This window comes from Stenotrophomonas sp. STEN021 (assembly GCF_056760175.1).
The window spans coordinates 22,009-46,073 of record NZ_JBRREH010000013.1 but is presented as its reverse complement, the minus strand read 5'-3'; the positions used below and the strand labels follow the sequence as shown (position 1 = coordinate 46,073).

Genomic DNA, 24,065 nt, shown 5'->3' with positions numbered 1-24,065 from the left:
CCCTGTCTGTAATGTGAATGGGTTGGCACCATCTAACACCTTTTTTACACGCTTGACCACTGCCGGAAAGTCTGGCATTACAGCTGTAAGCGGTTACATGCATCAGATTGAGGTTGTTATGAAACGTAAGGGTTCCTGGTTGGGGCGGCTGGCCCTGGTTGTGGCGGCTTTCGCTGCGGCAGGTGTGCTTCACGCCGAGGATTCGCGTGGCATCAGCGCTGCCGGCTACCGCTATTACGAAATAGGTGACCTTGATGCGCCGCGCCCGGGCAAGACCGAGGCGGCCATGATGCTGATGGGCGGCGGCGACTGGGTGCCGGAGGCGTTCCACTGGTGGGTTGAACGTGCCGGCCACGGACGCGTGGTGATCCTGCGCGCCTCCGGTGACGACAACATGCAGAAGGAGCTGTACCACGACATCGGTGGCGTGACTGCAGTGCAGACGTTGGTGTTCGACAGCCGCAAGGCGGCCGATGATCCGGCCGTGCTGCGGGTGGTACGCGCTGCCGATGCGATCTTCATCGCCGGCGGTGACCAGTCGCGCTACATCCGCTTCTGGAAGGGTACCGAGCTCAATAACCTGCTCAATGAGCATGTCCGTGCTGGCAAACCGATCGGCGGTACCAGTGCTGGTCTGGCGATCCTTGGTGGTTATGCCTATGGCGCGCTGGATGGCGGCAGTGTCAATTCGCCGGCCGCATTGACCGACCCGATGGGGAGCAAGGTGACCATGGACCGGGATTTCCTGACCATGCCCTACCTGTCCAACGTCGTGACCGACACCCACTTCGCCAAGCGCGATCGTCTGGGGCGCTTGATCGTGTTTGTGGCCCGTGCCGCGCAGGAAAAGGGCCAGGACGATATTGTCGGTATCGGCGTCGATGAGGACACCGCCTTGTGCGTGGAGGCCGATGGTCGCGGCCAGGTGTATTCCCTGAACGATGGCTACGCCTGGCTGGTGATGCCGCGACACACGGCGGATCGGCTGAGCAATGGTGAGCCCTTGGAGTTCAGTTCCATTCCGGTCACTGGCGTGGGTGCCGGCAGCCGCCTGCATCTGGACGGGTTCAAGGTCGACAACGCTGCCTTTACCGCGATGGCCAGTGTCGTTGACGGTGAGCTTGAGCTGCATCCCAACTGAGTGCTGAGTGCTTGCGATCTGCAGACAAAGGGGCTTCGGCCCCTTTTTTGTTGTTCCTGGGTATGGTCGCTGCTGGGCTGTGACCGGCGCGCGGGTTCGGCTGACGTCGGAAAGAGCGGGTCGGCGGCTGCGGTGACTGTTCAGAGTGGCTGGCACCTGCCTAGAATCGGGGTTCCATTCGGGAGTGAAGAAACATGAAGCTGACTTCTGCAGTACTGCTGGGCCTGGCGTCGCTGTCCTCGGGAGCTGCTGCGGCAGCCGAGGTTTCTCCCCTGCTGGTCATCCATGGCGGGGCGGGGGTGGAGCGCAAGGATTTCAGCGCTGCAGAAGAGCGCGCCGCGCGTGCGGCGCTGACCGAGGCATTGCGTCAAGGTCATCAGGCACTGGTCGCTGGCAAACCGGCACTGGATGCGGTGACTGCCGCGATCACCGTGTTGGAGAACGATCCGACCTTCAATGCAGGTCGGGGTGCGGTGTTCACCCATGACGGCAAGAATGAGTTGGACGCCTCGCTGATGGATGGCGCCACGCTGCGTGCTGGTGCTGTCGCTGGCGTGCATACGGTCAAGAACCCGATCCTGCTGTCGCGCGCGGTGATGGAGCATTCGCCGCACGTGATGATGGTGGGGCAGGGCGCGGAGATGTTTGCTGCCGAACAGAAGATCGAGCTGGTCGATCCGTCCTACTTCCGCACCGAGAAGCGCTGGGAGCAGTTGCAGCGTGCATTGAAGGAAGAGGCTGCAGGGCAGGCGCATGTCGACCTGGAAACCGCCAAGCATTTCGGCACCGTCGGCGCGGTTGCATTGGATGGCCAGGGCAAGCTTGCGGCCGGAACTTCCACTGGCGGCATGACCAACAAGCGCTATGGGCGTGTTGGGGATTCACCGATCATCGGCGCCGGTACCTATGCCAGCGACCAGTGCGCGGTATCCGGCACCGGCTGGGGTGAGTACTACATCCGTCTATCGGTGGCGCATGAAATCTGCGCACGCATGAAGTACTTGAAGGAAACGCCTGCACAGGCCGGTGATGAGGTGATCGTCAAGCGCGTGCCCGAGCTCGGCGGTGATGGTGGCGGCATCGTTTTGTCTGCTGATGGCAAGGCTGCGATGCCGTTCAATACCGAAGGCATGTATCGCGGTTGGATTGGTGCAGATGGCGTGCCGCACGTGGCGATTTTTGCCGACGAAAAGATTAAGATGCCCGGCGAGTGATCGGCACCGCCGGTGCAGAAAAAGAAATTTCACCGAATGTGAAGATTTCTGTTGACAGCATCGGTGCTGATCACCAAAATAGCGAGCTCACCCACCCCTGACCGGCAAGGCCGCGGTCCTCGACAAGGGAGTGGAATGGAGGGATACCCAAGCGGCCAACGGGGGCAGACTGTAAATCTGCTGGCTTACGCCTTCGGTGGTTCGAATCCACCTCCCTCCACCAGTTTTATGTTGTGACGTGTTTTCCCGGTGCGGGAGTAGTTCAACGGTAGAACCTTAGCCTTCCAAGCTAATGGTGCGGGTTCGATTCCCGTCTCCCGCTCCATTGAACGAAACGAAAAAACACGGCATAATAGACAACTCGCTCACGTAGCTCAGTCGGTAGAGCACCTCCTTGGTAAGGAGGAGGTCGAAGGTTCGATTCCTTTCGTGAGCACCATCTTTCGCAGATAGTGCGCAACTAACCCTGTTACCCGAGAAGAAGCAGCCATGTCCAAGAGCAAGTTCGAGCGTACCAAGCCGCACGTCAACGTCGGCACCATCGGCCACGTCGATCATGGCAAGACCACGCTGACTGCCGCGCTGACCAAGATCGGTGCAGAGCGCTTCGGTGGCGAGTTCAAGGATTACTCCTCGATCGATGCTGCGCCGGAAGAAAAGGCGCGTGGCATCACGATCTCGACCGCGCACGTTGAGTACGAATCTGCTACCCGTCACTACGCCCACGTGGATTGCCCGGGCCATGCTGACTACGTCAAGAACATGATCACCGGTGCTGCCCAGATGGACGGCGCGATCCTGGTCTGTTCGGCTGCTGACGGCCCGATGCCGCAGACCCGCGAGCACATCCTGCTGTCGCGTCAGGTCGGCGTTCCGTACATCGTCGTGTTCCTGAACAAGGCCGACATGGTTGACGATGCCGAGCTGCTGGAACTGGTCGAAATGGAAGTGCGCGAGCTGCTCTCCAAGTACGACTTCCCGGGCGACGACACCCCGATCGTGCATGGTTCGGCCCGTATGGCGCTGGAAGGCGACCAGAGCGACATCGGCGTGCCGGCCATCCTGAAGCTGGTCGATGCACTGGACAGCTGGATTCCGACCCCGGAGCGTGACGTCGACAAGCCGTTCCTGATGCCGGTGGAAGACGTGTTCTCGATCTCGGGCCGCGGCACTGTGGTGACCGGTCGTATCGAGCGCGGCGTGATCAAGGTCGGCGAAGAAATTGAAATCGTCGGTATCCGTCCGGTCCAGAAGACCACCGTCACCGGCGTGGAAATGTTCCGCAAGCTGCTTGACCAGGGTCAGGCAGGTGACAACGCCGGTCTGCTGCTGCGCGGCACCAAGCGTGACGACGTCGAGCGTGGCCAGGTTCTGGCCAAGCCGGGTTCGATCAAGCCGCACACCCAGTTCGAAGCCGAAGTGTACGTGCTGTCGAAGGATGAGGGCGGCCGTCACACCCCGTTCTTCAAGGGCTACCGTCCGCAGTTCTACTTCCGTACCACCGACATCACCGGTGCGGTTGAGCTGCCGGAAGGCGTCGAGATGGTGATGCCGGGCGACAACGTGAAGATGGTTGTCACCCTGATCAACCCGGTGGCAATGGACGAAGGCCTGCGCTTCGCAATCCGCGAAGGTGGCCGTACCGTCGGCGCCGGCGTGGTCGCAAAGATCATCGCTTAATCAGCCTGTAGCGCCAGCAGTAACTGCTGTTGGCGGCGCGGATGGCGGGCCGGGTACCTCGGTCCGCCTTCGCTGTCTAAGGTGATGTGTAATAGTCAAGTTTTACGCCAGTAGCTCAATTGGCAGAGCAGCGGTCTCCAAAACCGCAGGTTGGGGGTTCGAGTCCCTCCTGGCGTGCCATTTGCAACTCTCTATCCAGTGACCTTGGTCGCACCAGCTACAAGAGTCGGATGAACAGCAAGATCGAACATTCCAAGCCCGCCGCGTCTTCTGGTGGCGATATCGTCAAGTACGTCGGCGCTGCGCTGTTGGTGCTGGCTGGTCTGTTTGTCTGGTTCTGGTTTGCCGATCAGCCGCGTGCTGCCCAGCTGGGCGCATGGGCCGGTCAGTGGCGTGCGCTGGCAGTGGTTTTGGGTCTGGTGGCCGGTGGTGCAGTGTTCATGCTGACCACGAAGGGCCGTCAGACAATCGAATTCCTTTCTGAATCCCGTTTCGAGCTGCGCAAGGTTGTGTGGCCGACCCGCCAGGAAGCTATCCGCATGACGTGGGTGGTGGTCGTGGTGGTGATCGTGTTGAGCCTGCTGTTGGGTGGCTTCGACTTCGTGATCCAGAAGCTGACCCAGTGGTTCCTGGGTCGTTAAGGAGATATCTGTGAAGCGTTGGTACGTCGTTCACGCCTATTCAGGTTTTGAGAAGTCGGTTGCGCAGGCATTGCGTGATCGCATTGCGCGTGACGAAATGCAGGAGCTTTTTGGCGACGTGCTGGTCCCCACGGAAGAAGTGGTGGAAATGCGCGCTGGCCAGAAGCGCCGCTCCGAGCGCAAGTTCTTCCCGGGTTACGTGCTGGTACAGATCGAGACCCACGAAGAAGCCGGTATTCCGCGCATCGACAACGAAAGCTGGCATTTGGTCAAGGAAACCCCGAAGGTTATGGGTTTCATTGGTGGCACTGCTGACCGTCCTCTGCCGATCCAGGACAGCGAAGCTGCGGCCATCCTGAATCGCGTTCAGGAAGGTGTTGAGAAGCCGCGTCCGAAGGTGCTGTTCGAGCCGGGCCAGATGGTCCGTGTCACCGAAGGCCCGTTCAACGATTTCAACGGCGTTGTCGAAGAAGTCAATTACGAAAAGAGCCGCCTGCGCGTCTCGGTGCTGATCTTCGGTCGCGCCACCCCGGTCGAGCTCGAGTTCGGTCAGGTCGAGAAGGCGATCTAAGGCGCTGTGCGCCGCCTGTTCAGGTGGCGCTGCAAAAAGCTGCTACAATTTTCGGCTCCCCAATGAGGGAGCAAATCAAGGGCTGCCGCGAGGTGGCCTTTGGTGCGATTTCACAACGCGATGCCGGGACGCGTGATTCCCGGTCCGATGGGGAGCCTGTTGTCGCAAGGCGCTAGCACCCGGAGAGCACTCTAATGGCAAAGAAAGTTGTCGGTTATATCAAGCTGCAGGTAAAGGCCGGTCAGGCCAATCCCTCGCCGCCGGTCGGTCCTGCGCTGGGTCAGCGTGGTCTGAACATCATGGAATTCTGCAAGGCGTTCAACGCTGCCACGCAGAAGCTGGAACCGGGTCTGCCGGTGCCGGTGATCATCACGGCCTACTCGGACCGTACGTTCACCTTCATCACCAAGAGCACCCCGGCGACCACGCTGCTGAAGAAGGCCGCTGGCATTTCTTCGGGCTCGAAGAAGCCGAACACCGACAAGGTGGGCAAGGTTACTCGCGCGCAGCTGGAAGAAATCTGCAAGGCAAAGGAGCCGGATCTGACGGCTGCCAGCCTTGACGCCGCCGTGCGTACGATCGCGGGTTCTGCCCGTTCCATGGGCCTGGTGGTAGAGGGTTAATCTGATGGCACAGACCAAGCGTGAGAAGGCCATCAAGGCCGCTATCGTCCCGGGCAAGGCATATGCCTTCGAGGACGCAATCAATATCCTGAAGACCGCCACCAAGGCCAAGTTCGTCGAGTCGATCGACGTTGCTGTGCGCCTGGGCGTGGACGCCAAGAAGTCCGACCAGCAGGTTCGCGGTTCCACCGTGCTGCCCGCCGGTACCGGCAAGTCGGTCCGCGTTGCCGTGTTCGCTCCGGCCGGTGCCAAGGCTGACGAAGCCCTGGCCGCTGGCGCCGAAGCTGTCGGCATGGACGACCTGGCTGAGAAGATGCAGGCCGGCGATCTGAACTATGACGTGGTCATTGCTACCCCGGACGCGATGCGCGTTGTCGGTAAGCTGGGTACCCTGCTGGGCCCGCGTGGCTTGATGCCGAACCCGAAGGTCGGCACCGTTTCGGCCAACCCGGGCGAAGCCGTCAAGAATGCCAAGTCGGGTCAGGTGCGTTACCGCACCGACAAGGCCGGCATCATCCACTGCACCATCGGCAAGGCCAGCTTCGAAAACGGCGCGCTGCAGTCGAACCTGCAGGCACTGCTGGTTGACCTGATCAAGGCCAAGCCGGCCACCTCGAAGGGCCTGTACCTGCAGAAGGTGTCGGTCAGCTCGACGATGGGCCCGGGCGTGACTGTTGACCAGTCCTCGCTGACCCTGAAGTAATTGTTTAAAGCGGCCTCGGTACCTTTGGTGCCGAGGCCGTCATTTTGAAGGCGTCGCGCAGGGTGACCTGCGTGGAGCCGTCAAAGACCGCAGGCGCGGTCAGCGCATACCGGCGACGGGCATGGAAGCTCGATTTGGCAAGGAGTCGCCGCCGGCACAGCGAGATCGCTTAATCGATCCGTTCTCGGATCACCCTGCGTAGATGGTGCCGCCCTTCTGGATTTTTCTGGTTCACGTACGTCCGGGTTTGCCCGGGTTTGCACTCCAGCTCTAGAACGGCCACCACCGGAACATCACCCGATGTTCCCGGCGTCCAGGACGGATGCCGCCCAGGACCGCACACGGCTAGGAGCCGTAAGCGGAATATGTTTGAAGCAGGGTATTGAGGTTCGGCCAGGGAGGCCTGCAGCAGTGGCATTGCCGCTCTTGCCAATCCCGGGTCCCGAATTCCCAATCCCAGCTTAAACGGAGGAGTGCAATGGCTCTCAATCTGTCCCAGAAGCAAGAAGTAGTCGCCGAGCTGGCAGACGTCGCCGCCAAGGCCCACTCCTTGATCGCAGCCGAATACGCTGGCACCACGGTCGCCCAGATGACCGCGATGCGTAAGCAGGCCCGCGAAACCGGTGTTTTCTTGAAGGTTGTCAAGAACACGCTGGCCTCGCGCGCCGTTGAAGGCACCGATTTCGCAGTTGCAAAAGACCAGATGGTTGGTCCGCTGCTGTATGCGTTTTCGCTTGAGGAGCCCGGCGCAGCCGGTCGCCTGATCAAGGAAGCCGCCAAGGGTAACGACAAGCTGAAGGCGAAGGTCGTGGCAATCGGCGGGGAAGTTTTCCCGGCCAGCCACGTCGACGTGCTGGCATCGTTGCCGACCCGTGATCAGGCCCTGGCCATGTTGGCCCGCGTCCTGACCGAGCCGGTCACCATGTTCGCCCGCGCCGTCAAGGCTATCGGTGAGAAGCAGGAAGGTGGCGCAGCGGAAGCTGCAGCGCCGGCCGCTGAAGCTGAAGCCGTCTAAGTTCGACGTCTCCGTGGTTCCGCACGGAACCTCAATCCAGAATATTTTCAAAAGGTAATCAAAATGTCCCTTACCAACGATCAGATCGTCGACGCAATCGCCGAAAAGTCCCTGATGGAAGTGATGGAGCTGGTCAAGGCCATCGAAGAGAAGTTCGGCGTGTCGGCTGCTGCCCCGGTTGCAGTTGCTGCTGCTGGCCCGGTTGCTGCTGTTGAAGAGCAGACCGAATTCAACGTCATCCTGAAGGATGCCGGCGCGAAGAAGGTCGAAGTGATTAAGGCTGTCCGCGCCATCACCGGCCTGGGCCTGAAGGAAGCGAAGGACCTGGCTGAAGCCGGCGGCGTCGTGAAGGAAGGCGCTTCGAAGGAAGACGCCGACAAGTTCAAGAAGGAACTGGAAGCCGCCGGCGCGACCGTCGAGCTGAAGTAATCAGTTCTTGCATCGCCATCGATTCACGGCGATGCAGCCAAGGCTGGGGGCGTAAAGCCCCCGGCCTTTGGTCGTTTCAAAGCGTTGTAATGCCGGGCGTGCCTGGCAGGTAATAGAAAGACCAACGTGGCAAGTGTCAGGCGCTGCGCTCCAGACGATGGAGTGACCCGCAGCCGACACAAGCGAGTTGGCAGTTGGAAGTAGCAATAGAAGGCGTGCTGGTGCCGGCAATACCAGCGACTTCCAACTGACAATTTCAAGATTTCCCTACGGGTCGTGGACGCACGGCTCGCACAACAAGGTGGAAGACCTCATGACGTCCTATTCGTACACCGAAAAAAAGCGCATCCGCAAAGATTTCGGCAAGCAGCGCTCGATCCTCGAGGTGCCGTTCCTGCTCGCGATCCAGGTTGATTCGTACCGCGAATTCCTGCAGGAAAACATCGACCCGGCCAAGCGCTCCGACCACGGCCTGCATGCTGCGCTGAAGTCGGTGTTCCCGATTTCCAGCTACAGCGGCAATGCTGCCCTGGAATACGTCGGCTACAAGCTGGGCGACCCGGTGTTTGACGAGCGCGAGTGCCGCCAGCGTGGCATGAGCTACGGCGCGCCGCTGCGCGTCACCGTGCGTCTGGTCATCTACGACCGCGAATCGTCGACCAAGGCGATCAAGTATGTGAAGGAGCAGGAGGTCTATCTGGGCGAAATCCCGTTGATGACCGACAACGGCACCTTCATCGTCAACGGTACCGAGCGCGTCATCGTGTCGCAGCTGCACCGTTCGCCGGGCGTGTTCTTCGACCACGACCGTGGCAAGACCCACAGCTCGGGCAAGCTGCTGTACAGCGCCCGCATCATTCCGTACCGCGGTTCGTGGCTGGACTTCGAGTTCGACCCGAAGGACGCACTGTTCACCCGTATCGACCGTCGCCGCAAGTTGCCGGTGTCGGTGCTGCTGCGTGCGCTGGGCTACAACAACGAAGAGATGCTGGCCGAGTTCTTCGAGGTCAACACCTTCCACATCAACCCGGACGAAGGCGTGCAGCTGGAGCTGGTGCCGGAGCGTCTGCGTGGCGAAACGCTGAACTTCGACCTGGCTGACGGCGACAAGGTCATCGTGGAAGCCGGCAAGCGCATCACCGCGCGCCACATCAAGCAGCTGCAGGCGTCGGGCATTGCTGCCCTGGCCGTGCCGGACGATTACATCGTCGGCCGCATCCTGTCGCACGACGTGGTTGATGCCAACACCGGTGAACTGCTGGCCCAGGCCAACGACGAAATCAGCGACGAGCAGCTGCAGAACTTCCGCAAGGCGGGCGTTGATGCAGTGGGTACGCTGTGGGTGAACGATCTGGATCGTGGCCCGTACCTGTCCAACACCCTGCGCATCGATGGCACCAAGACCCAGCTCGAAGCGCTGGTCGAAATCTACCGCATGATGCGTCCGGGCGAGCCGCCGACCAAGGACGCTGCACAGAACCTGTTCCACAACCTGTTCTTCACCTTCGAGCGCTACGACCTGTCCACGGTTGGCCGCATGAAGTTCAACCGTCGTGTCGGCCGCAAGGAAGTCACCGGTGAGTCGGTGCTGTACGACCGCAAGTACTTCGGCGAGCGTAACGACGAGGAATCCAAGCGCCTGGTCGCCGCACACGGCGAAGGCTCCGACATCCTGGATGTGATCAAGGTGCTGACCGAGATCCGCAACGGTCGCGGCGTGGTCGATGACATCGATCACCTGGGCAACCGTCGCGTGCGTTCGGTCGGCGAAATGGCCGAGAACGTGTTCCGCGTGGGCCTGGTCCGCGTCGAGCGCGCGGTCAAGGAGCGCCTGTCGATGGCCGAGTCGGAAGGCTTGACCCCGCAGGAACTGATCAACGCCAAGCCGGTGGCTGCTGCGATCAAGGAATTCTTCGGCTCCTCGCAGCTGTCGCAGTTCATGGATCAGAACAACCCGCTGTCGGAAGTGACGCACAAGCGTCGCGTCTCGGCACTGGGCCCGGGCGGTCTGACCCGCGAACGTGCTGGCTTCGAAGTGCGCGACGTGCACCCGACCCATTACGGCCGCGTCTGCACCATCGAAACGCCGGAAGGCCCGAACATCGGCCTGATCAACTCGCTGGCTGTGTTCGCACGCACCAACAAGTACGGCTTCCTGGAAACCCCGTACCGCAAGGTGCATGACGGCAAGGTCTCCGACGAAGTCGAGTTCCTGTCGGCCATCGAAGAAAACGAGTACGTCATCGCCCAGGCCAACGCCCTGACCGATGCCAAGAACATGCTCACCGAGCAGTTCGTACCGTGCCGCTTCCAGGGTGAGTCGCTGCTCAAGCCGCCGGCAGAAGTCCACTTCATGGACGTCTCGCCGATGCAGACCGTGTCGGTCGCTGCGGCGCTGGTTCCGTTCCTGGAGCACGATGACGCAAACCGTGCACTGATGGGCGCCAACATGCAGCGCCAGGCCGTGCCGACCCTGCGTGCGCAGAAGCCGCTGGTGGGTACCGGTATCGAACGCGCCGTGGCCCGTGACTCGGGTGTGACCGTGAACGCCCTGCGTGGCGGTGAGATCGTGCAGATCGACGCCGGCCGCATCGTGGTCAAGGCCAACGAGAACGAGATCACCGATCCGGCAGATGCCGGCGTGGATATCTACAACCTGATCAAGTACACCCGTTCGAACCAGAACACCTGCATCAACCAGCGCCCGCTGGTGAACGTGGGTGACGTGATCGCGCGCGGCGACGTGCTGGCCGATGGCCCGTCCACCGACATCGGTGAACTGGCGCTGGGTCAGAACATGCTGATCGCCTTCATGCCGTGGAACGGCTACAACTTCGAAGACTCCATCCTGCTGTCCGAGCGTGTGGTGGAAGAGGATCGTTACACCACGATCCACATCGAAGAACTGACCTGCGTTGCGCGTGACACCAAGTTGGGGCCGGAGGAAATTTCCGCCGACATCCCGAACGTGTCCGAGCAGGCGCTGAACCGCCTGGACGAATCCGGCGTGGTGTACATCGGTGCGGAAGTGCGCGCCGGCGACATCATGGTTGGCAAGGTGACGCCGAAGGGCGAGAGCCAGCTGACCCCGGAAGAGAAGCTGCTGCGCGCCATCTTCGGCGAGAAGGCTTCGGACGTTAAGGACAGCTCGCTGCGCGTTCCGCCGGGCATGGACGGTACCGTCATCGACGTACAGGTCTTCACCCGCGACGGCATCGAGAAGGACAAGCGCGCACGCCAGATCGAAGAAAACGAGATCAAGCGCGTCAAGAAGGACTTCGACGACCAGTTCCGCATCCTGGAAGGCGCCATCTACGCACGTCTGCGTTCGCAGCTCGTGGGCAAGGTTGCCAACGGCGGCGCCAGCCTGAAGAAGGGTGACGTGATCACCGATGCGTTCCTGGACGGCCTGAAGAAGTCCGACTGGTTCACCCTGCGCATGAAGGACGATGACGCGTCCGACGCCATCGAACGTGCCCAGATGCAGATCCAGGCACACGAGAAGGAATTCGAGCGTCGCTTCGCCGACAAGCGCGGCAAGATCACCCAGGGCGACGATCTGGCACCGGGCGTGCTGAAGATGGTCAAGGTGTTCCTGGCCGTGAAGCGTCGCATCCAGCCGGGTGACAAGATGGCAGGCCGCCACGGTAACAAGGGCGTGGTCTCCAACGTGGTGCCGGTCGAAGACATGCCGTACATGGCTGACGGCAACACCGTGGACATCTGCTTGAATCCGCTGGGTGTGCCGTCGCGTATGAACATCGGCCAGATTCTGGAAGTGCATTTGGGTTGGGCCGCAAAGGGCCTGGGCAAGCGAATCCAGGGCATGCTGGAACAGCAGCGTGCGGTCAGCGAACTGCGTGAGTTCCTGGGCAAGATCTACAACCATGACTCGGCCGTTGCCGAGCAGCGCGTGGACCTGTCCCAGTTCAGCGACGAAGAACTGCTGAGCCTGGCCAAGAACTTGACCGACGGCGTGCCGATGGCAACCCCGGTGTTCGACGGCGCGGCGGAAGAGGAAATTCGCGAAATGCTGAATCTGGCCTACCCGGATGAAGCACCGGAAACCGCTCGCCTGGGCTTCAACGCCAGCAAGACGCAGATGCAGCTGTATGACGGCCGCACCGGCGAAGCCTTCGACCGCAAGACCACCGTCGGCTACATGCATTACCTGAAGCTGAACCACCTGGTCGACGACAAGATGCACGCCCGTTCGACCGGTCCGTACTCGCTCGTTACCCAGCAGCCGCTGGGCGGCAAGGCGCAGTTCGGTGGTCAGCGCTTCGGTGAAATGGAAGTCTGGGCACTGGAAGCCTACGGCGCGGCCTACACCCTGCAGGAAATGCTGACGGTGAAGTCCGATGACGTACAGGGCCGTAACCAGATGTACAAGAACATCGTCGACGGTGAGCACGAGATGGTTGCGGGCATGCCGGAATCCTTCAACGTTTTGGTGAAGGAAATCCGCTCGCTGGCCATCAACATGGAACTGGAAGGCGGTTGATTGCGCAGGCGCTGCCGCAGTGATGCAGCAGCGCCGCCAGCACTGACTGACAGCCCATCGACACAGATTTCCTCCTTTCGGAGAACACCATGAAAGACCTGCTCAACCTCTTCAACCAGCAGCGCCAGACGCTGGACTTCGACGCGATCAAGATCGCGCTGGCCTCGCCGGACCTGATCCGTTCGTGGTCCTTCGGCGAAGTGAAGAAGCCGGAAACCATCAACTACCGTACCTTCAAGCCGGAACGTGACGGCCTGTTCTGCGCCGCCATCTTCGGACCGGTCAAGGACTACGAGTGCCTGTGCGGCAAGTACAAGCGCATGAAGCACCGCGGCGTCGTCTGCGAAAAGTGCGGCACCGAAGTCACCCTGGCCAAGGTGCGCCGCGAGCGCATGGGCCACATCGACCTGGCATCGCCGGTCGCGCACATCTGGTTCCTCAAGTCGCTGCCGTCGCGCATCGGCCTGATGCTGGACATGACCCTGCGTGACATCGAGCGCGTGCTGTATTTCGAAGCCTACGTGGTGACCGAGCCGGGCCTGACTGCCCTGGAGCGCCGCCAGCTGCTGACCGAAGAACAGTACCTGCAGGCCCGCCAGGAGCACGGCGACGACTTCGACGCCGCCATGGGCGCCGAGGCTGTGTACGAACTGCTGCGCACCATCGACCTGCAGGCCGAAATGGTCCGCCTGCGCGAGGAAATCGCCTCGACCGGTTCGGAAACCAAGCTCAAGCGTCTGACCAAGCGCATCAAGCTGGTCGAAGCCTTCCTCGAGTCGGGCAACCGCCCGGAGTGGATGGTGATGACTGTGCTGCCGGTGCTGCCGCCGGACCTGCGTCCGCTGGTTCCGCTGGACGGTGGCCGCTTCGCGACCTCGGATCTGAACGATCTGTACCGCCGCGTCATCAACCGTAACAACCGTCTGCGCCGCCTGCTGGAGCTCAACGCTCCGGACATCATCGTGCGCAACGAAAAGCGCATGCTGCAGGAATCGGTTGACGCCCTGCTGGACAACGGCCGTCGTGGCCGTGCCATCACCGGCACCAACAAGCGCCCGCTCAAGTCGCTGGCCGACATGATCAAGGGCAAGCAGGGTCGCTTCCGTCAGAACCTGCTGGGCAAGCGCGTCGACTACTCGGGCCGTTCGGTGATCACCGTGGGTCCGTACCTGAAGCTGCACCAGTGCGGCCTGCCGAAGAAGATGGCGCTCGAGCTGTTCAAGCCGTTCGTGTTCGCCAAGCTGCAGCGCCGTGGCCTGGCCACCACCATCAAGGCCGCCAAGAAGCTGGTCGAGCGCGAAGAAGGCGAAGTCTGGGACGTCCTGGAAGAGGTCATCCGCGAGCATCCGGTGCTGCTGAACCGTGCGCCGACCCTGCACCGTCTGGGCATCCAGGCGTTCGAACCGCTGTTGATCGAAGGCAAGGCCATCCAGCTGCATCCGCTGGTCTGTACCGCATTCAACGCCGACTTCGACGGTGACCAGATGGCCGTCCACGTGCCGCTCTCGCTGGAAGCCCAGCTGGAAGCGCGTGCGCTGATGATGTCCACCAACAACATCCTGTCGCCAGCCAACGGCGAGCCGATCATCGTGCCGTCGCAGGACGTCGTGTTGGGCCTGTACTACATGGCGCGCTCGCTGGTGAACAAGCAGGGCGAGGGCATGGTGTTCGCGAACACCGACGAAGTGAAGCGTGCCTACGACAACCGTCTGGTTGAGCTGCACGCCCGCGTCAAGGTGCGCATCGTGCAGGTCGAGCGTGACGAAGACGGCAACAAGGTCAAGAAGACCTCGATCGTCGACACCACCGTCGGCCGTGCGCTGCTGAGCGAGATCATGCCGGAAGGCCTGCCGTTCGAGCTGTGCAACACCGAGATGACCAAGAAGAACATCTCGCGCCTGATCAACCAGAGCTACCGTCTGCTGGGTCTGAAGGACACCGTGGTGTTCGCCGACAAGCTGATGTACACCGGCTATGCCTACGCAACCCGCGCTGGCGTGTCGATCGGCATCGACGATATGCTGATCCCGGACGAGAAGAAGGGCATCCTCGGCGAAGCCGAAGCCGAAGTGCTGGAAATCCAGGAGCAGTACCAGTCCGGTCTGGTCACCGCCGGTGAGCGCTACAACAAGGTGGTCGACATCTGGTCGCGCACCAATGAGCGCATCGCCAAGGCGATGATGGAAACCATCGGTACCGAGAAGGTCGTCGGTAGCGACGGTGAGCTGGTCGATCAGAAGTCGATGAACTCGCTGTACATCATGGCCGACTCCGGTGCCCGTGGTAGCCAGGCGCAGATCCGTCAGCTGGCCGGTATGCGTGGCCTGATGGCGCGTCCGGACGGCTCGATCATCGAAACGCCCATCAAGGCGAACTTCCGTGAAGGCCTGAACGTGCAGGAGTACTTCAACTCCACCCACGGTGCCCGTAAGGGTCTGGCCGATACCGCGTTGAAGACGGCGAACTCGGGTTACCTGACCCGTCGTCTGGTCGACGTGGCGCAGGACGTGGTGATCACCGAGGTCGATTGCGGTACCTCCGAAGGCCTGACCATGACCCCGATCGTGGAAGGCGGCGACGTGGTTGAGCCGTTGAAGGACCGCGTGCTGGGTCGCGTTGTGGCCGAGGACGTGTTCCTGCCGGGCAACGACGAAGATCCGATCGTGACCCGCAACACCGTGCTCGACGAGCAGTGGGTGAACAAGCTGGAAGAAGCCGGCGTGCAGACCATCAAGGTCCGCTCGACGATCACCTGCGCCTCGTCCTTCGGCGTCTGCAGCCTGTGCTACGGCCGCGATCTGGCCCGTGGCCACATCGTCAACATCGGTGAAGCGGTCGGCGTCATCGCTGCACAGTCGATCGGTGAGCCGGGTACCCAGCTGACCATGCGTACGTTCCACATCGGTGGTGCGGCATCGCGTGCGGCTGCGGTCGACAACATCACCGTCAAGACCACCGGTTCGGTGAAGTTCTCCAACCTGAAGCACGTCGAGCAGACCAGCGGTTCGCTGGTGGCGGTCTCGCGTTCGGGTGAAATCTCCGTGCTCGACCCGCATGGTCGTGAGCGTGAGCGTTACAAGCTGCCGTACGGTGCCAGCATCGGCGTCAAGGACGGTGCGGAAATCAAGGCTGGCCAGACCGTGGCCAACTGGGATCCGCATAACCACCCGATCGTGTCGGAAGTGGCGGGTTTCGTGCGCTTCATCGACTTCATCGATGGTGTGACCGTGATCGAGAAGACCGACGAACTGACCGGTCTGGCCTCGCGCGAAATCACCGATCCGAAGCGTCGTGGCTCGCAGGCCAAGGATCTGCGTCCGCTGGTCCGCATCGTCGATGGCAAGGGCAATGACCTGACCATCCCGGGCACCGACCTGCCGGCACAGTACCTGCTGCCGCCGCGCTCGATCGTCAACCTGCAGGATGGCGCGCCGGTAGGCGTGGGCGACGTGGTTGCCAAGATCCCGCAGGAAGCCTCCAAGACCCGCGACATCACCGGTGGTCTGCCGCGCGTTGCCGACTTGTTCGAAGCCCGCAAGCCGAAGGACCCGGCGATCCTGGCCGAGCGTTCGGGTATCATCAGCTTCGGCAAGGACACCAAGGGCAAGCAGCGCCTGATCATCAAGGACACTGATGGTTCGGAGCACGAAGAGCTGATTCCGAAGTACCGTCAGATCATCGTGTTCGAAGGTGAACACGTGACCCGCGGTGAAACCGTGGTGGACGGCGAGCCGAGCCCGCAGGACATCCTGCGCCTGAAGGGCGTGGAAGAGCTGGCCCGTTACCTGGTCAAGGAAATCCAGGACGTGTACCGCCTGCAGGGCGTGAAGATCAACGACAAGCACATTGAAGTGATCTCGCGTCAGATGCTGCGCAAGGTGGAAATCGTCGACCAGGGCAGCAGCAAGTTCCTCAATGGCGAGCAGGCCGAGCGCCAGCGCGTGATCGAGGAGAATGCGAAGCTGATCGCCCGTAACGAGCTGCCGGCACGTTTCGAGCCGGTGTTGCTGGGTATCACCAAGGCATCGCTGGCCACCGAATCGTTCATCTCGGCGGCTTCGTTCCAGGAAACCACCCGCGTGCTGACCGAGGCTGCCGTGCGCGGCACCTCCGACGGCCTGCGCGGTCTGAAGGAAAACGTGATCGTCGGCCGCCTGATTCCGGCGGGTACCGGCCTTGCGTACCACGCTCAGCGCCGCCGCAACGCGTCGGGTCTGACCGATTCGGAAATCGCAACCCTGGCCGGTCCGGTCGCGGTCGCGGAACCCGAAGTTGTAGCGCCGGTGGCTGAACAGGCTGCTGGTGAAGAGTAAGTAGTTAGATCGGCCGGTCCGTTCGCGGACCGGCAGTTCGACCTGAACGGGGCATATGGAGATACCCCTGTAACGGCTCTGGATCAGGGCTGGCTTGGCATGGGCTTGTTTGACTGGCCTCTTGACAAGTTGCTACAATCGTCTGTCTCAGCAGGCCAAAGCTTTGGCCTGCTTTACAATTTCCGCATCCTGGCCGTTCTTTTACGGCCCCAATCAGAAGAACCTACTGATGGCGACGATCAACCAGCTGGTACGCAAGCCGCGTCAAGCTACCACCTACAAGAGTGCCTCGCCGGCACTCGACAAGTGCCCGCAGCGCCGTGGCGTCTGCACGCGCGTGTACACCACCACCCCGAAGAAGCCGAACTCGGCTCTGCGTAAGGTTGCAAAGGTCCGCCTGACCAACCAGGAAGAAGTGATTTCCTACATCGGTGGTGAAGGCCATAACCTGCAGGAGCACTCCGTGGTCCTGATCCGTGGCGGCCGCGTCAAGGATCTGCCGGGTGTGCGTTACCACACCGTCCGTGGCTCGCTCGATGCCGCCGGTGTTGCCAAGCGTCGTCAGGCGCGTTCCAAGTACGGCGCAAAGCGTCCGAAGGCCTGAGGAATAAGACATGTCACGTAAAGGTAATACTCCCCAGCGTTCGGTCCTGCCGGATCCGAAGCACAAGAGCGAAACCATTGCCCGCTTCATCAACATGGTCATGTTGAGCGGCAAGAAGTCCGTTGCTGAAAAGATCGTCTATGGCGCCATGGACGTGATCAGCGAAAAGAATCCGAACGCAATCGAGCTGGTGCAGAAGGCGCTGGACAACGTTGCACCGGGCGTGGAAGTGAAGTCGCGTCGCGTCGGTGGTGCCACCTATCAGGTGCCGGTCGAAGTGCGTGCTTCGCGCAAGATGGCCCTGGCCATGCGTTGGCTGATCGACTCGGCGCGTAAGCGCGGCGAGAACACCATGCCGCGCAAGCTGGCTGCTGAACTGCTGGACGCTTCGGAAAACCGCGGCGGCGCCATCAAGAAGCGTGAAGAAACCCACCGTATGGCGGAAGCGAACAAGGCCTTCGCTCACTACCGCTGGTGAGTTGTGGGGGCCTTGGAAACAGGGCCCCTGGCACCCATGTGGTGCTGCTTGTAGCGCTTTGAGCGCTGCTTAAATCCGAAGGCCGCCGCAAGGCGGCGTTCGGCCATCCGAATTCCAAGAAATTGAGAGGCTCCCGTGGCCCGCACCACTCCTATCGAGCGTTACCGTAACTTCGGCATCATGGCCCACATCGATGCCGGCAAGACCACCACGTCCGAGCGCATCCTGTTCTACACCGGCAAGAGCCACAAGCTCGGTGAAGTGCATGATGGCGCCGCCACCATGGACTGGATGGAGCAGGAGCAGGAACGTGGCATCACGATCCAGTCCGCTGCTACCACCGCGTTCTGGAAGGGCATGGACAAGTCCCTGCCGGAGCACCGTTTCAACATCATCGACACCCCCGGGCACGTTGACTTCACCATCGAAGTCGAACGCTCCCTGCGCGTGCTCGACGGCGCGGTGTTCGTGCTGTGCGCCGTTGGTGGCGTGCAGCCGCAGTCCGAGACCGTGTGGCGCCAGGCCAACAAGTACCAGGTCCCGCGCATCGCGTTCGTCAACAAGATGGACCGTACCGGTGCCAACTTCCTGAAGGTCCGTGACCAGCTGAAGGCCAAGCTCGGCGCTGTCGCCGTGCCGATGCAGCTGCCGATCGGTGCTGAGGAAGGCTTCAAGGGCGTGGTCGACCTGCTCAAGATGAAGGCCATCCATTGGGATGAAGCTTCGCAGGGCATGAAGTTCGAGTACGGCGAGATCCCGGCGGACATGCAGGATGCGGCTGAAGAAGCCCGCACCTTCATGATCGAAACCGCGGCTGAAGCCAGCGAAGAGCTGATGGAAAAGTACCTGGGCGGCGAAGAGCTGAACGAGGCCGAGATCATCCAGGCCCTGCGTACCCGTACGCTGGCCGTTGAGATCGTGCCGATGTTCTGTGGCTCGGCGTTCAAGAACAAGGGCGTGCAGGCCATGCTGGACGGCGTGATCCAGCTGCTGCCGTCGCCGGTTGACGTGCCTGACGTGAAGGGCACCGACGTTGACGACGACTCCGTCGAGATGACCCGCAAGTCGGACGACAAGGCGCCGTTCTCGTCGCTGGCGTTCAAGATCATCACCGACCCGTTCGTCGGCGCGCTGACCTTCTTCCGCGTCTACTCCGGCGTGCTGAACGGTGGCGACACCGTGCTGAACTCGGTGAAGAACAAGAAGGAGCGCATCGGCCGCATCCTGCAGATGCACTCGAACAACCGAGAGGAAATCAAGGAAGTTCTGGCTGGTGACATCGCTGCTGCCGTTGGCCTGAAGGACACCACCACCGGTGACACCCTGTGCTCGATCGATGCACCGATCGTGCTTGAGCGCATGGTGTTCCCGGAGCCGGTGATCTCGATGGCCGTCGAGCCGAAGACCAAGTCGGACCAGGAAAAGATGGGTCTGGCGCTGGGTCGTCTGGCACAGGAAGATCCGTCGTTCCGCGTCAAGACCGACGAAGAATCCGGCCAGACCATCATCTCCGGCATGGGCGAGCTGCACCTGGACATCATCGTCGACCGCCTCAAGCGCGAGTTCAACGTTGAAGCCAACGTCGGCAAGCCGCAGGTTGCCTACCGCGAAACCATTCAGCAGGCTGACGTCAAGTCGGATTACAAGCACGCCAAGCAGTCCGGTGGTAAGGGTCAGTACGGTCACGTCGTGATCGAGCTGTCGCCGATCACCGCTGAAGACCGTGCCGATCCGAAGCTGTCCGCAGCCATCAAGGACGACTTCCTGTTCATCAACGACATCACCGGCGGCGTGATCCCGAAGGAATTCATTCCTTCCGTGGAAAAGGGCCTGCGCGAAACCATCACCAGCGGTCCGCTGGCTGGCTTCCCGGTGGTGGACGTCAAGGTCAAGCTGGTGTTCGGCTCGTACCATGACGTTGACTCCTCGGAAATGGCGTTCAAGCTCGCTTCGTCGATGGCCTTCAAGCAGGGCTTCGCCAAGGCCAAGCCGGTTCTGCTGGAGCCGATCATGAAGGTCGAAATCGTGACCCCGGAAGACTACCAGGGTGACGTGATGGGCGACGTCAGCCGTCGTCGTGGCGTTCTGCAGGGTTCGGGCACCACCGGTGACGGCTCGGCCAGCATCATCAACGCGATGATCCCGCTGGGCGAAATGTTCGGTTACGCCACCGCGCTGCGTTCGCAGACCCAGGGTCGCGCAACCTTCACGATGGAATTCGACCATTACGAGCCGGCGCCGAACAACATCGCCGAAACCGTCATCAAGAAGGGCTGAGTCTCAGACTCAGCTTCTCCTTCCAAGTCTTAGCTAATTAAGGAACAACAATGTCCAAGAGCAAGTTCGAGCGCACCAAGCCGCACGTCAACGTCGGCACCATCGGCCACGTCGATCATGGCAAGACCACCCTGACCGCAGCACTGACCAAGATCGGTGCAGAGCGCTTCGGTGGCGAGTTCAAGGATTACTCCTCGATCGACGCCGCGCCGGAAGAAAAGGCACGTGGCATCACGATCTCGACCGCACACGTCGAGTACGAATCCGCTACCCGTCACTACGCCCACGTGGATTGCCCGGGCCATGCTGACTACGTCAAGAACATGATCACCGGTGCTGCCCAGATGGACGGCGCGATCCTGGTCTGTTCGGCTGCTGACGGCCCGATGCCGCAGACCCGCGAGCACATCCTGCTGTCGCGTCAGGTCGGCGTTCCGTACATCGTCGTGTTCCTGAACAAGGCCGACATGGTTGACGATGCCGAGCTGCTGGAACTGGTCGAAATGGAAGTGCGCGAGCTGCTCTCCAAGTACGACTTCCCGGGCGACGACACCCCGATCGTGCATGGTTCGGCCCGTATGGCGCTGGAAGGCGACCAGAGCGACATCGGCGTGCCGGCCATCCTGAAGCTGGTCGATGCACTGGACAGCTGGATTCCGACCCCGGAGCGTGACGTCGACAAGCCGTTCCTGATGCCGGTGGAAGACGTGTTCTCGATCTCGGGCCGCGGCACTGTGGTGACCGGTCGTATCGAGCGCGGCGTGATCAAGGTCGGCGAAGAAATTGAAATCGTCGGTATCCGTCCGGTCCAGAAGACCACCGTCACCGGCGTGGAAATGTTCCGCAAGCTGCTTGACCAGGGTCAGGCAGGTGACAACGCCGGTCTGCTGCTGCGCGGCACCAAGCGTGACGACGTCGAGCGTGGCCAGGTTCTGGCCAAGCCGGGTTCGATCAAGCCGCACACCCAGTTCGAAGCCGAAGTGTACGTGCTGTCGAAGGATGAGGGCGGCCGTCACACCCCGTTCTTCAAGGGCTACCGTCCGCAGTTCTACTTCCGTACCACCGACATCACCGGTGCGGTTGAGCTGCCGGAAGGCGTCGAGATGGTGATGCCGGGCGACAACGTGAAGATGGTTGTCACCCTGATCAACCCGGTGGCAATGGACGAAGGCCTGCGCTTCGCAATCCGCGAAGGTGGCCGTACTGTCGGCGCCGGCGTGGTCGCCAAGATCATTGCCTGATAACGCTGCGCTTCCTCGCGAAGCAAGGTGTTGAAGAAGGGCGGCCTCCGGGCCGCCCTTTTTTTTGTTTCACGATGACTCCAGCTCGGCAATTCGCTGGACTACGCCAAGGCTCGATACAGCAGGTTTATCAATTACTTAGGCGAGTTCAACATATGCCGGTGCTTTCCGAAACTTGACCCGGCTTCCCCTCGCGTGGCTCCCATGCAGCTCTTGGAATCCGGGCTTTCCGAGGAGTCATCATGGCAAAAATCAAGCTCACCAAGTCCGCAGTCGATGCGGCACAACCCCAGGCCAAGGCCGTCGAACTGCGGGACACCGTGGTGCCGGGCTTCCTTTGCAAGATCACCCCGGCGGGCCGCAAGGTGTTCATGCTCCAGTACCGCACGAACGCCGGTGAGCGCCGCAAGCCCGCCCTAGGCCAGTACGGGGAACTGACCGTCGATCAGGCGCGCACGATGGCGCAGGAGTGGTTGGCTGAGGTACGCAAGGGCGGCGACCCCAGCGCGGCCAAGAACGCTGCCCGCAAGGCGCCGACCATGAAGGAGTTTTGCCACACCTTCATGGAGGACTATTCCAAGCAGCGCAACAAGGCCAGCACGCAGCGCGGCTATCAGGGCGTCATCGACCGTTGCATCATCCCGATCATGGGGCGGATGAAAGTGCAGGACGTGAAGCGCCCGGATGTGGCCGCTCTGATGAAGAAGCTGGCCTACAAGCAGGCCGAGGCAAACCGCACCTTCGGCGTGTTGCGCAAGATGTTCAACTTGGCCGAAGTGTGGGGACTACGCCCGGACGGCACGAATCCATGCCGCCACGTCCCGATGTACCCACCCGGCAAGGAAACCCGGCTTATCGTGGACGATGAACTGGTGCGGATCTTTCGCCAGTTGGAGAAGCTGGAGGCGGAAGGACTGGAAAACTACGTCATCCCGCTGGCAATCCGCCTGCAATTCGAGTTCGCCGCCCGCCGCTCCGAAATCTGCCCGCTCGAATGGGCGTGGGTTGATCTGGAGAAGCGCCGCGTGGTGTGGCCCGATAGCAAGACCGGCGGCATATCCAAGCCCATGAGTGAAGAAGCCTATCGGTTGCTATCCACCGCACCGCGCCGGGATGGCTGCCCCTACGTCCTGCCATCGCCAAACGATCCGACTCGGCACCTGACCCACGGTGAGCACTATGGCGGCTGGAAGCGCGTGCTCAAGGTCGCTGGCGTGCCGCATGTCGGCACGCATGGCATCCGCCACCGAGCGACGACCGACATTGCCAACTCAGGCGTACCAACCAAGGTGGGCATGAAGCTCACAGGCCACAAGACCGTGGCGATGTTTATGCACTATGTTCATACCGAAGACAAGCCGGTGCGGGATGCGGCCGAACTGGTGGCGAACCGGCGATTGGCGATTACCGGCACGCGGAACACGGCGGAGGTACGGGTATGACCAGACGCAGAGCCTCCATTGCAGCACCCACAGCGCCGACGGCGCTGCTGGGCGATATTCGGACATTGATCGACGCCGCGCGCAAGCGCGCCGCTTCGGCGGTGAATAGCGAACTGTCGATGCTCTACTGGCGCATCGGCCAGCGCATCCATACGCAGGTCTTGGAAGGTCGGCGGGCCGACTACGGCGAGGAAGTCGTGCTGACCTTGGCAGCGCAACTGGTAAAGGAGTATGGCACCAGTTTCTCGGTCAAAAATCTGCGCCGGATGGTGCAGTTCGCCGCCGCTTACCCGGACGAGCGAATTGTCGTATCGCTGATACGACAATTGAGCTGGACGCACTTCATAGCCCTGATTCCGCTGAAAGACCCGCTCCAGCGGGACTACTACGCGCAGATGGCGAGCGCCGAACGCTGGAGCGTGCGGACGCTGCGCGAGCGCATCGACTCGATGCTGTACGAGCGCACGGCGCTGTCCCAAAAGCCGGAGGAAACCATCGCACAGGAGCTGGCGGCCCTGCGCGAGGCACAGCGCATGACGCCGGCACTGGTCATGCGCGACCCGTACATCCTCGACTTCCTGGGATTGCGCGATACCTGGCAGGAAGGCGACTTGGAAGCCGCGATCATCCGCGAAATGGAAGCCTTCCTGCTGGAACTGGGCGCGGGCTTTTCCTTTGTCGCCCGGCAGAAGCGCATCCCGGTTGACGACGATGATTTTCACCTTGACCTGCTTTTCTACAACCGCAAACTGCGTCGCCTGGTGGCCGTCGAATTGAAGATAGGCGAGTTCAAGGCGGCGTACAAAGGGCAGATGGAGCTTTACTTGCGCTGGCTGGACAAGCACGAGAGGGAGCCGGAAGAAGCCTCGCCGCTGGGGATCATCCTTTGCACCGGCAAGAAGCGCGAGCAGATCGAGTTGCTGGAACTGGATAAGTCGGGCATCCACGTTGCCGAGTACCTGACCAGCTTGCCGCCACGCGCGGTACTGGGCGAGAAGTTGCAGCAGGCGACCGAGCGGGCGCGGTTGCAGATCGAGCAGCGCAAGCAGGACACAGAGTAGGCCAAGCAGCAACCATGCGTCCCGGCGTGCTGCCGTCGGGTTCGCGGGCTGCACCCCGCGCTTCGTGCCGTAGTGCGGCCATCCGGCTTTGACCCCTGACGCCTTCGACCCTGGCGGGCCTGCGCGCT

Annotated in this window: 17 protein-coding genes and 4 tRNA genes; all 21 read left to right on the top strand. The window is 61.5% G+C overall.

Annotated elements, in window-relative coordinates; genetic code table 11:
* Positions 1-97: 97 nt before the first annotated feature.
* The 21 genes from ACVOL0_RS04465 to ACVOL0_RS04365 all read left to right on the top strand — a co-directional run bounded on the left by ACVOL0_RS04465 (position 98) and on the right by ACVOL0_RS04365 (position 23,937).
* Positions 98-1,141, top strand: a complete 1,044-nt coding sequence (locus ACVOL0_RS04465; RefSeq protein WP_481548058.1) for a cyanophycinase — start codon at positions 98-100, stop codon at positions 1,139-1,141.
* 194 nt (positions 1,142-1,335) lie between these two features.
* Positions 1,336-2,355: an isoaspartyl peptidase/L-asparaginase family protein gene (locus ACVOL0_RS04460; RefSeq protein WP_481548057.1), complete on the top strand. Its 1,020-nt coding sequence runs from the start codon at positions 1,336-1,338 to the stop codon at positions 2,353-2,355.
* A 137-nt stretch (positions 2,356-2,492) separates the two neighbouring features.
* Positions 2,493-2,578, top strand: a tRNA-Tyr gene (locus ACVOL0_RS04455).
* A gap of 28 nt (positions 2,579-2,606) precedes the next feature.
* Positions 2,607-2,680: transfer RNA gene (locus ACVOL0_RS04450), tRNA-Gly, on the top strand.
* A 38-nt stretch (positions 2,681-2,718) separates the two neighbouring features.
* A tRNA-Thr gene (locus ACVOL0_RS04445) sits at positions 2,719-2,794 on the top strand.
* A gap of 50 nt (positions 2,795-2,844) precedes the next feature.
* A complete protein-coding gene (gene tuf, locus ACVOL0_RS04440) occupies positions 2,845-4,035 on the top strand; it encodes an elongation factor Tu (protein WP_481548053.1) in 1,191 nt (396 codons plus the stop codon).
* Between the two features lie 104 nt (positions 4,036-4,139).
* Positions 4,140-4,215 (top strand) — tRNA-Trp (locus ACVOL0_RS04435).
* A 50-nt stretch (positions 4,216-4,265) separates the two neighbouring features.
* On the top strand, positions 4,266-4,676 hold the full coding sequence (gene secE, locus ACVOL0_RS04430) for a preprotein translocase subunit SecE (RefSeq protein WP_296253959.1): 411 nt from the start codon (positions 4,266-4,268) through the stop codon (positions 4,674-4,676).
* A 10-nt stretch (positions 4,677-4,686) separates the two neighbouring features.
* Positions 4,687-5,247 (top strand): transcription termination/antitermination protein NusG, encoded by a 561-nt coding sequence (nusG, locus tag ACVOL0_RS04425; RefSeq protein ID WP_057630031.1) that lies wholly within the window; start codon positions 4,687-4,689, stop codon positions 5,245-5,247.
* A gap of 194 nt (positions 5,248-5,441) precedes the next feature.
* Positions 5,442-5,870, top strand: a complete 429-nt coding sequence (rplK, locus tag ACVOL0_RS04420) for a 50S ribosomal protein L11 (RefSeq protein ID WP_057630030.1) — start codon at positions 5,442-5,444, stop codon at positions 5,868-5,870.
* A gap of 4 nt (positions 5,871-5,874) precedes the next feature.
* Complete coding sequence (gene rplA / locus ACVOL0_RS04415) at positions 5,875-6,573, top strand: 50S ribosomal protein L1 (protein ID WP_303749023.1); 699 nt, start codon at positions 5,875-5,877, stop codon at positions 6,571-6,573.
* Between the two features lie 478 nt (positions 6,574-7,051).
* On the top strand, positions 7,052-7,588 hold the full coding sequence (gene rplJ, locus ACVOL0_RS04410) for a 50S ribosomal protein L10 (RefSeq protein WP_282270681.1): 537 nt from the start codon (positions 7,052-7,054) through the stop codon (positions 7,586-7,588).
* Positions 7,589-7,651: 63 nt separating this feature from the next.
* Positions 7,652-8,017: a 50S ribosomal protein L7/L12 gene (gene rplL / locus ACVOL0_RS04405; RefSeq protein ID WP_282270680.1), complete on the top strand. Its 366-nt coding sequence runs from the start codon at positions 7,652-7,654 to the stop codon at positions 8,015-8,017.
* Between the two features lie 313 nt (positions 8,018-8,330).
* Positions 8,331-12,521 (top strand): DNA-directed RNA polymerase subunit beta, encoded by a 4,191-nt coding sequence (rpoB, locus tag ACVOL0_RS04400; protein WP_481548056.1) that lies wholly within the window; start codon positions 8,331-8,333, stop codon positions 12,519-12,521.
* An 89-nt stretch (positions 12,522-12,610) separates the two neighbouring features.
* Positions 12,611-16,834 (top strand): DNA-directed RNA polymerase subunit beta', encoded by a 4,224-nt coding sequence (rpoC, locus tag ACVOL0_RS04395; protein WP_481548055.1) that lies wholly within the window; start codon positions 12,611-12,613, stop codon positions 16,832-16,834.
* Between the two features lie 229 nt (positions 16,835-17,063).
* Entirely contained in the window at positions 17,064-17,438 is a 375-nt protein-coding gene (gene rpsL / locus ACVOL0_RS04390) for a 30S ribosomal protein S12 (RefSeq protein ID WP_004145320.1), read from the top strand.
* Between the two features lie 10 nt (positions 17,439-17,448).
* Complete coding sequence (gene rpsG / locus ACVOL0_RS04385) at positions 17,449-17,916, top strand: 30S ribosomal protein S7 (protein WP_057630019.1); 468 nt, start codon at positions 17,449-17,451, stop codon at positions 17,914-17,916.
* A 135-nt stretch (positions 17,917-18,051) separates the two neighbouring features.
* Entirely contained in the window at positions 18,052-20,193 is a 2,142-nt protein-coding gene (fusA, locus tag ACVOL0_RS04380; RefSeq protein ID WP_481548054.1) for an elongation factor G, read from the top strand.
* A 50-nt stretch (positions 20,194-20,243) separates the two neighbouring features.
* On the top strand, positions 20,244-21,434 hold the full coding sequence (gene tuf / locus ACVOL0_RS04375; RefSeq protein WP_481548053.1) for an elongation factor Tu: 1,191 nt from the start codon (positions 20,244-20,246) through the stop codon (positions 21,432-21,434).
* A 242-nt stretch (positions 21,435-21,676) separates the two neighbouring features.
* A complete protein-coding gene (locus ACVOL0_RS04370) occupies positions 21,677-22,876 on the top strand; it encodes a tyrosine-type recombinase/integrase (protein WP_023093922.1) in 1,200 nt (399 codons plus the stop codon).
* 65 nt (positions 22,877-22,941) lie between these two features.
* Complete coding sequence (locus ACVOL0_RS04365; protein ID WP_481548052.1) at positions 22,942-23,937, top strand: PDDEXK nuclease domain-containing protein; 996 nt, start codon at positions 22,942-22,944, stop codon at positions 23,935-23,937.
* Positions 23,938-24,065 lie beyond the last annotated feature (128 nt).

Excerpts from the sequence above, each read along its gene's own strand:
- ACVOL0_RS04465 (WP_481548058.1), top strand. The coding sequence starts at position 98 with ATGCATCAGATTGAGGTTGTTATGAAACGTAAGGGTTCCTGGTTGGGG.
- ACVOL0_RS04460 (WP_481548057.1), top strand. The coding sequence starts at position 1,336 with ATGAAGCTGACTTCTGCAGTACTGCTGGGCCTGGCGTCGCTGTCCTCG.
- tuf (WP_481548053.1), top strand. The coding sequence starts at position 2,845 with ATGTCCAAGAGCAAGTTCGAGCGTACCAAGCCGCACGTCAACGTCGGC.
- secE (WP_296253959.1), top strand. The coding sequence starts at position 4,266 with ATGAACAGCAAGATCGAACATTCCAAGCCCGCCGCGTCTTCTGGTGGC.
- rplK (WP_057630030.1), top strand. The coding sequence starts at position 5,442 with ATGGCAAAGAAAGTTGTCGGTTATATCAAGCTGCAGGTAAAGGCCGGT.
- rplA (WP_303749023.1), top strand. The coding sequence starts at position 5,875 with ATGGCACAGACCAAGCGTGAGAAGGCCATCAAGGCCGCTATCGTCCCG.
- rplJ (WP_282270681.1), top strand. The coding sequence starts at position 7,052 with ATGGCTCTCAATCTGTCCCAGAAGCAAGAAGTAGTCGCCGAGCTGGCA.
- rplL (WP_282270680.1), top strand. The coding sequence starts at position 7,652 with ATGTCCCTTACCAACGATCAGATCGTCGACGCAATCGCCGAAAAGTCC.
- rpoB (WP_481548056.1), top strand. The coding sequence starts at position 8,331 with ATGACGTCCTATTCGTACACCGAAAAAAAGCGCATCCGCAAAGATTTC.
- rpoC (WP_481548055.1), top strand. The coding sequence starts at position 12,611 with ATGAAAGACCTGCTCAACCTCTTCAACCAGCAGCGCCAGACGCTGGAC.
- rpsL (WP_004145320.1), top strand. The coding sequence starts at position 17,064 with ATGGCGACGATCAACCAGCTGGTACGCAAGCCGCGTCAAGCTACCACC.
- rpsG (WP_057630019.1), top strand. The coding sequence starts at position 17,449 with ATGTCACGTAAAGGTAATACTCCCCAGCGTTCGGTCCTGCCGGATCCG.
- tuf (WP_481548053.1), top strand. The coding sequence starts at position 20,244 with ATGTCCAAGAGCAAGTTCGAGCGCACCAAGCCGCACGTCAACGTCGGC.
- ACVOL0_RS04370 (WP_023093922.1), top strand. The coding sequence starts at position 21,677 with ATGGCAAAAATCAAGCTCACCAAGTCCGCAGTCGATGCGGCACAACCC.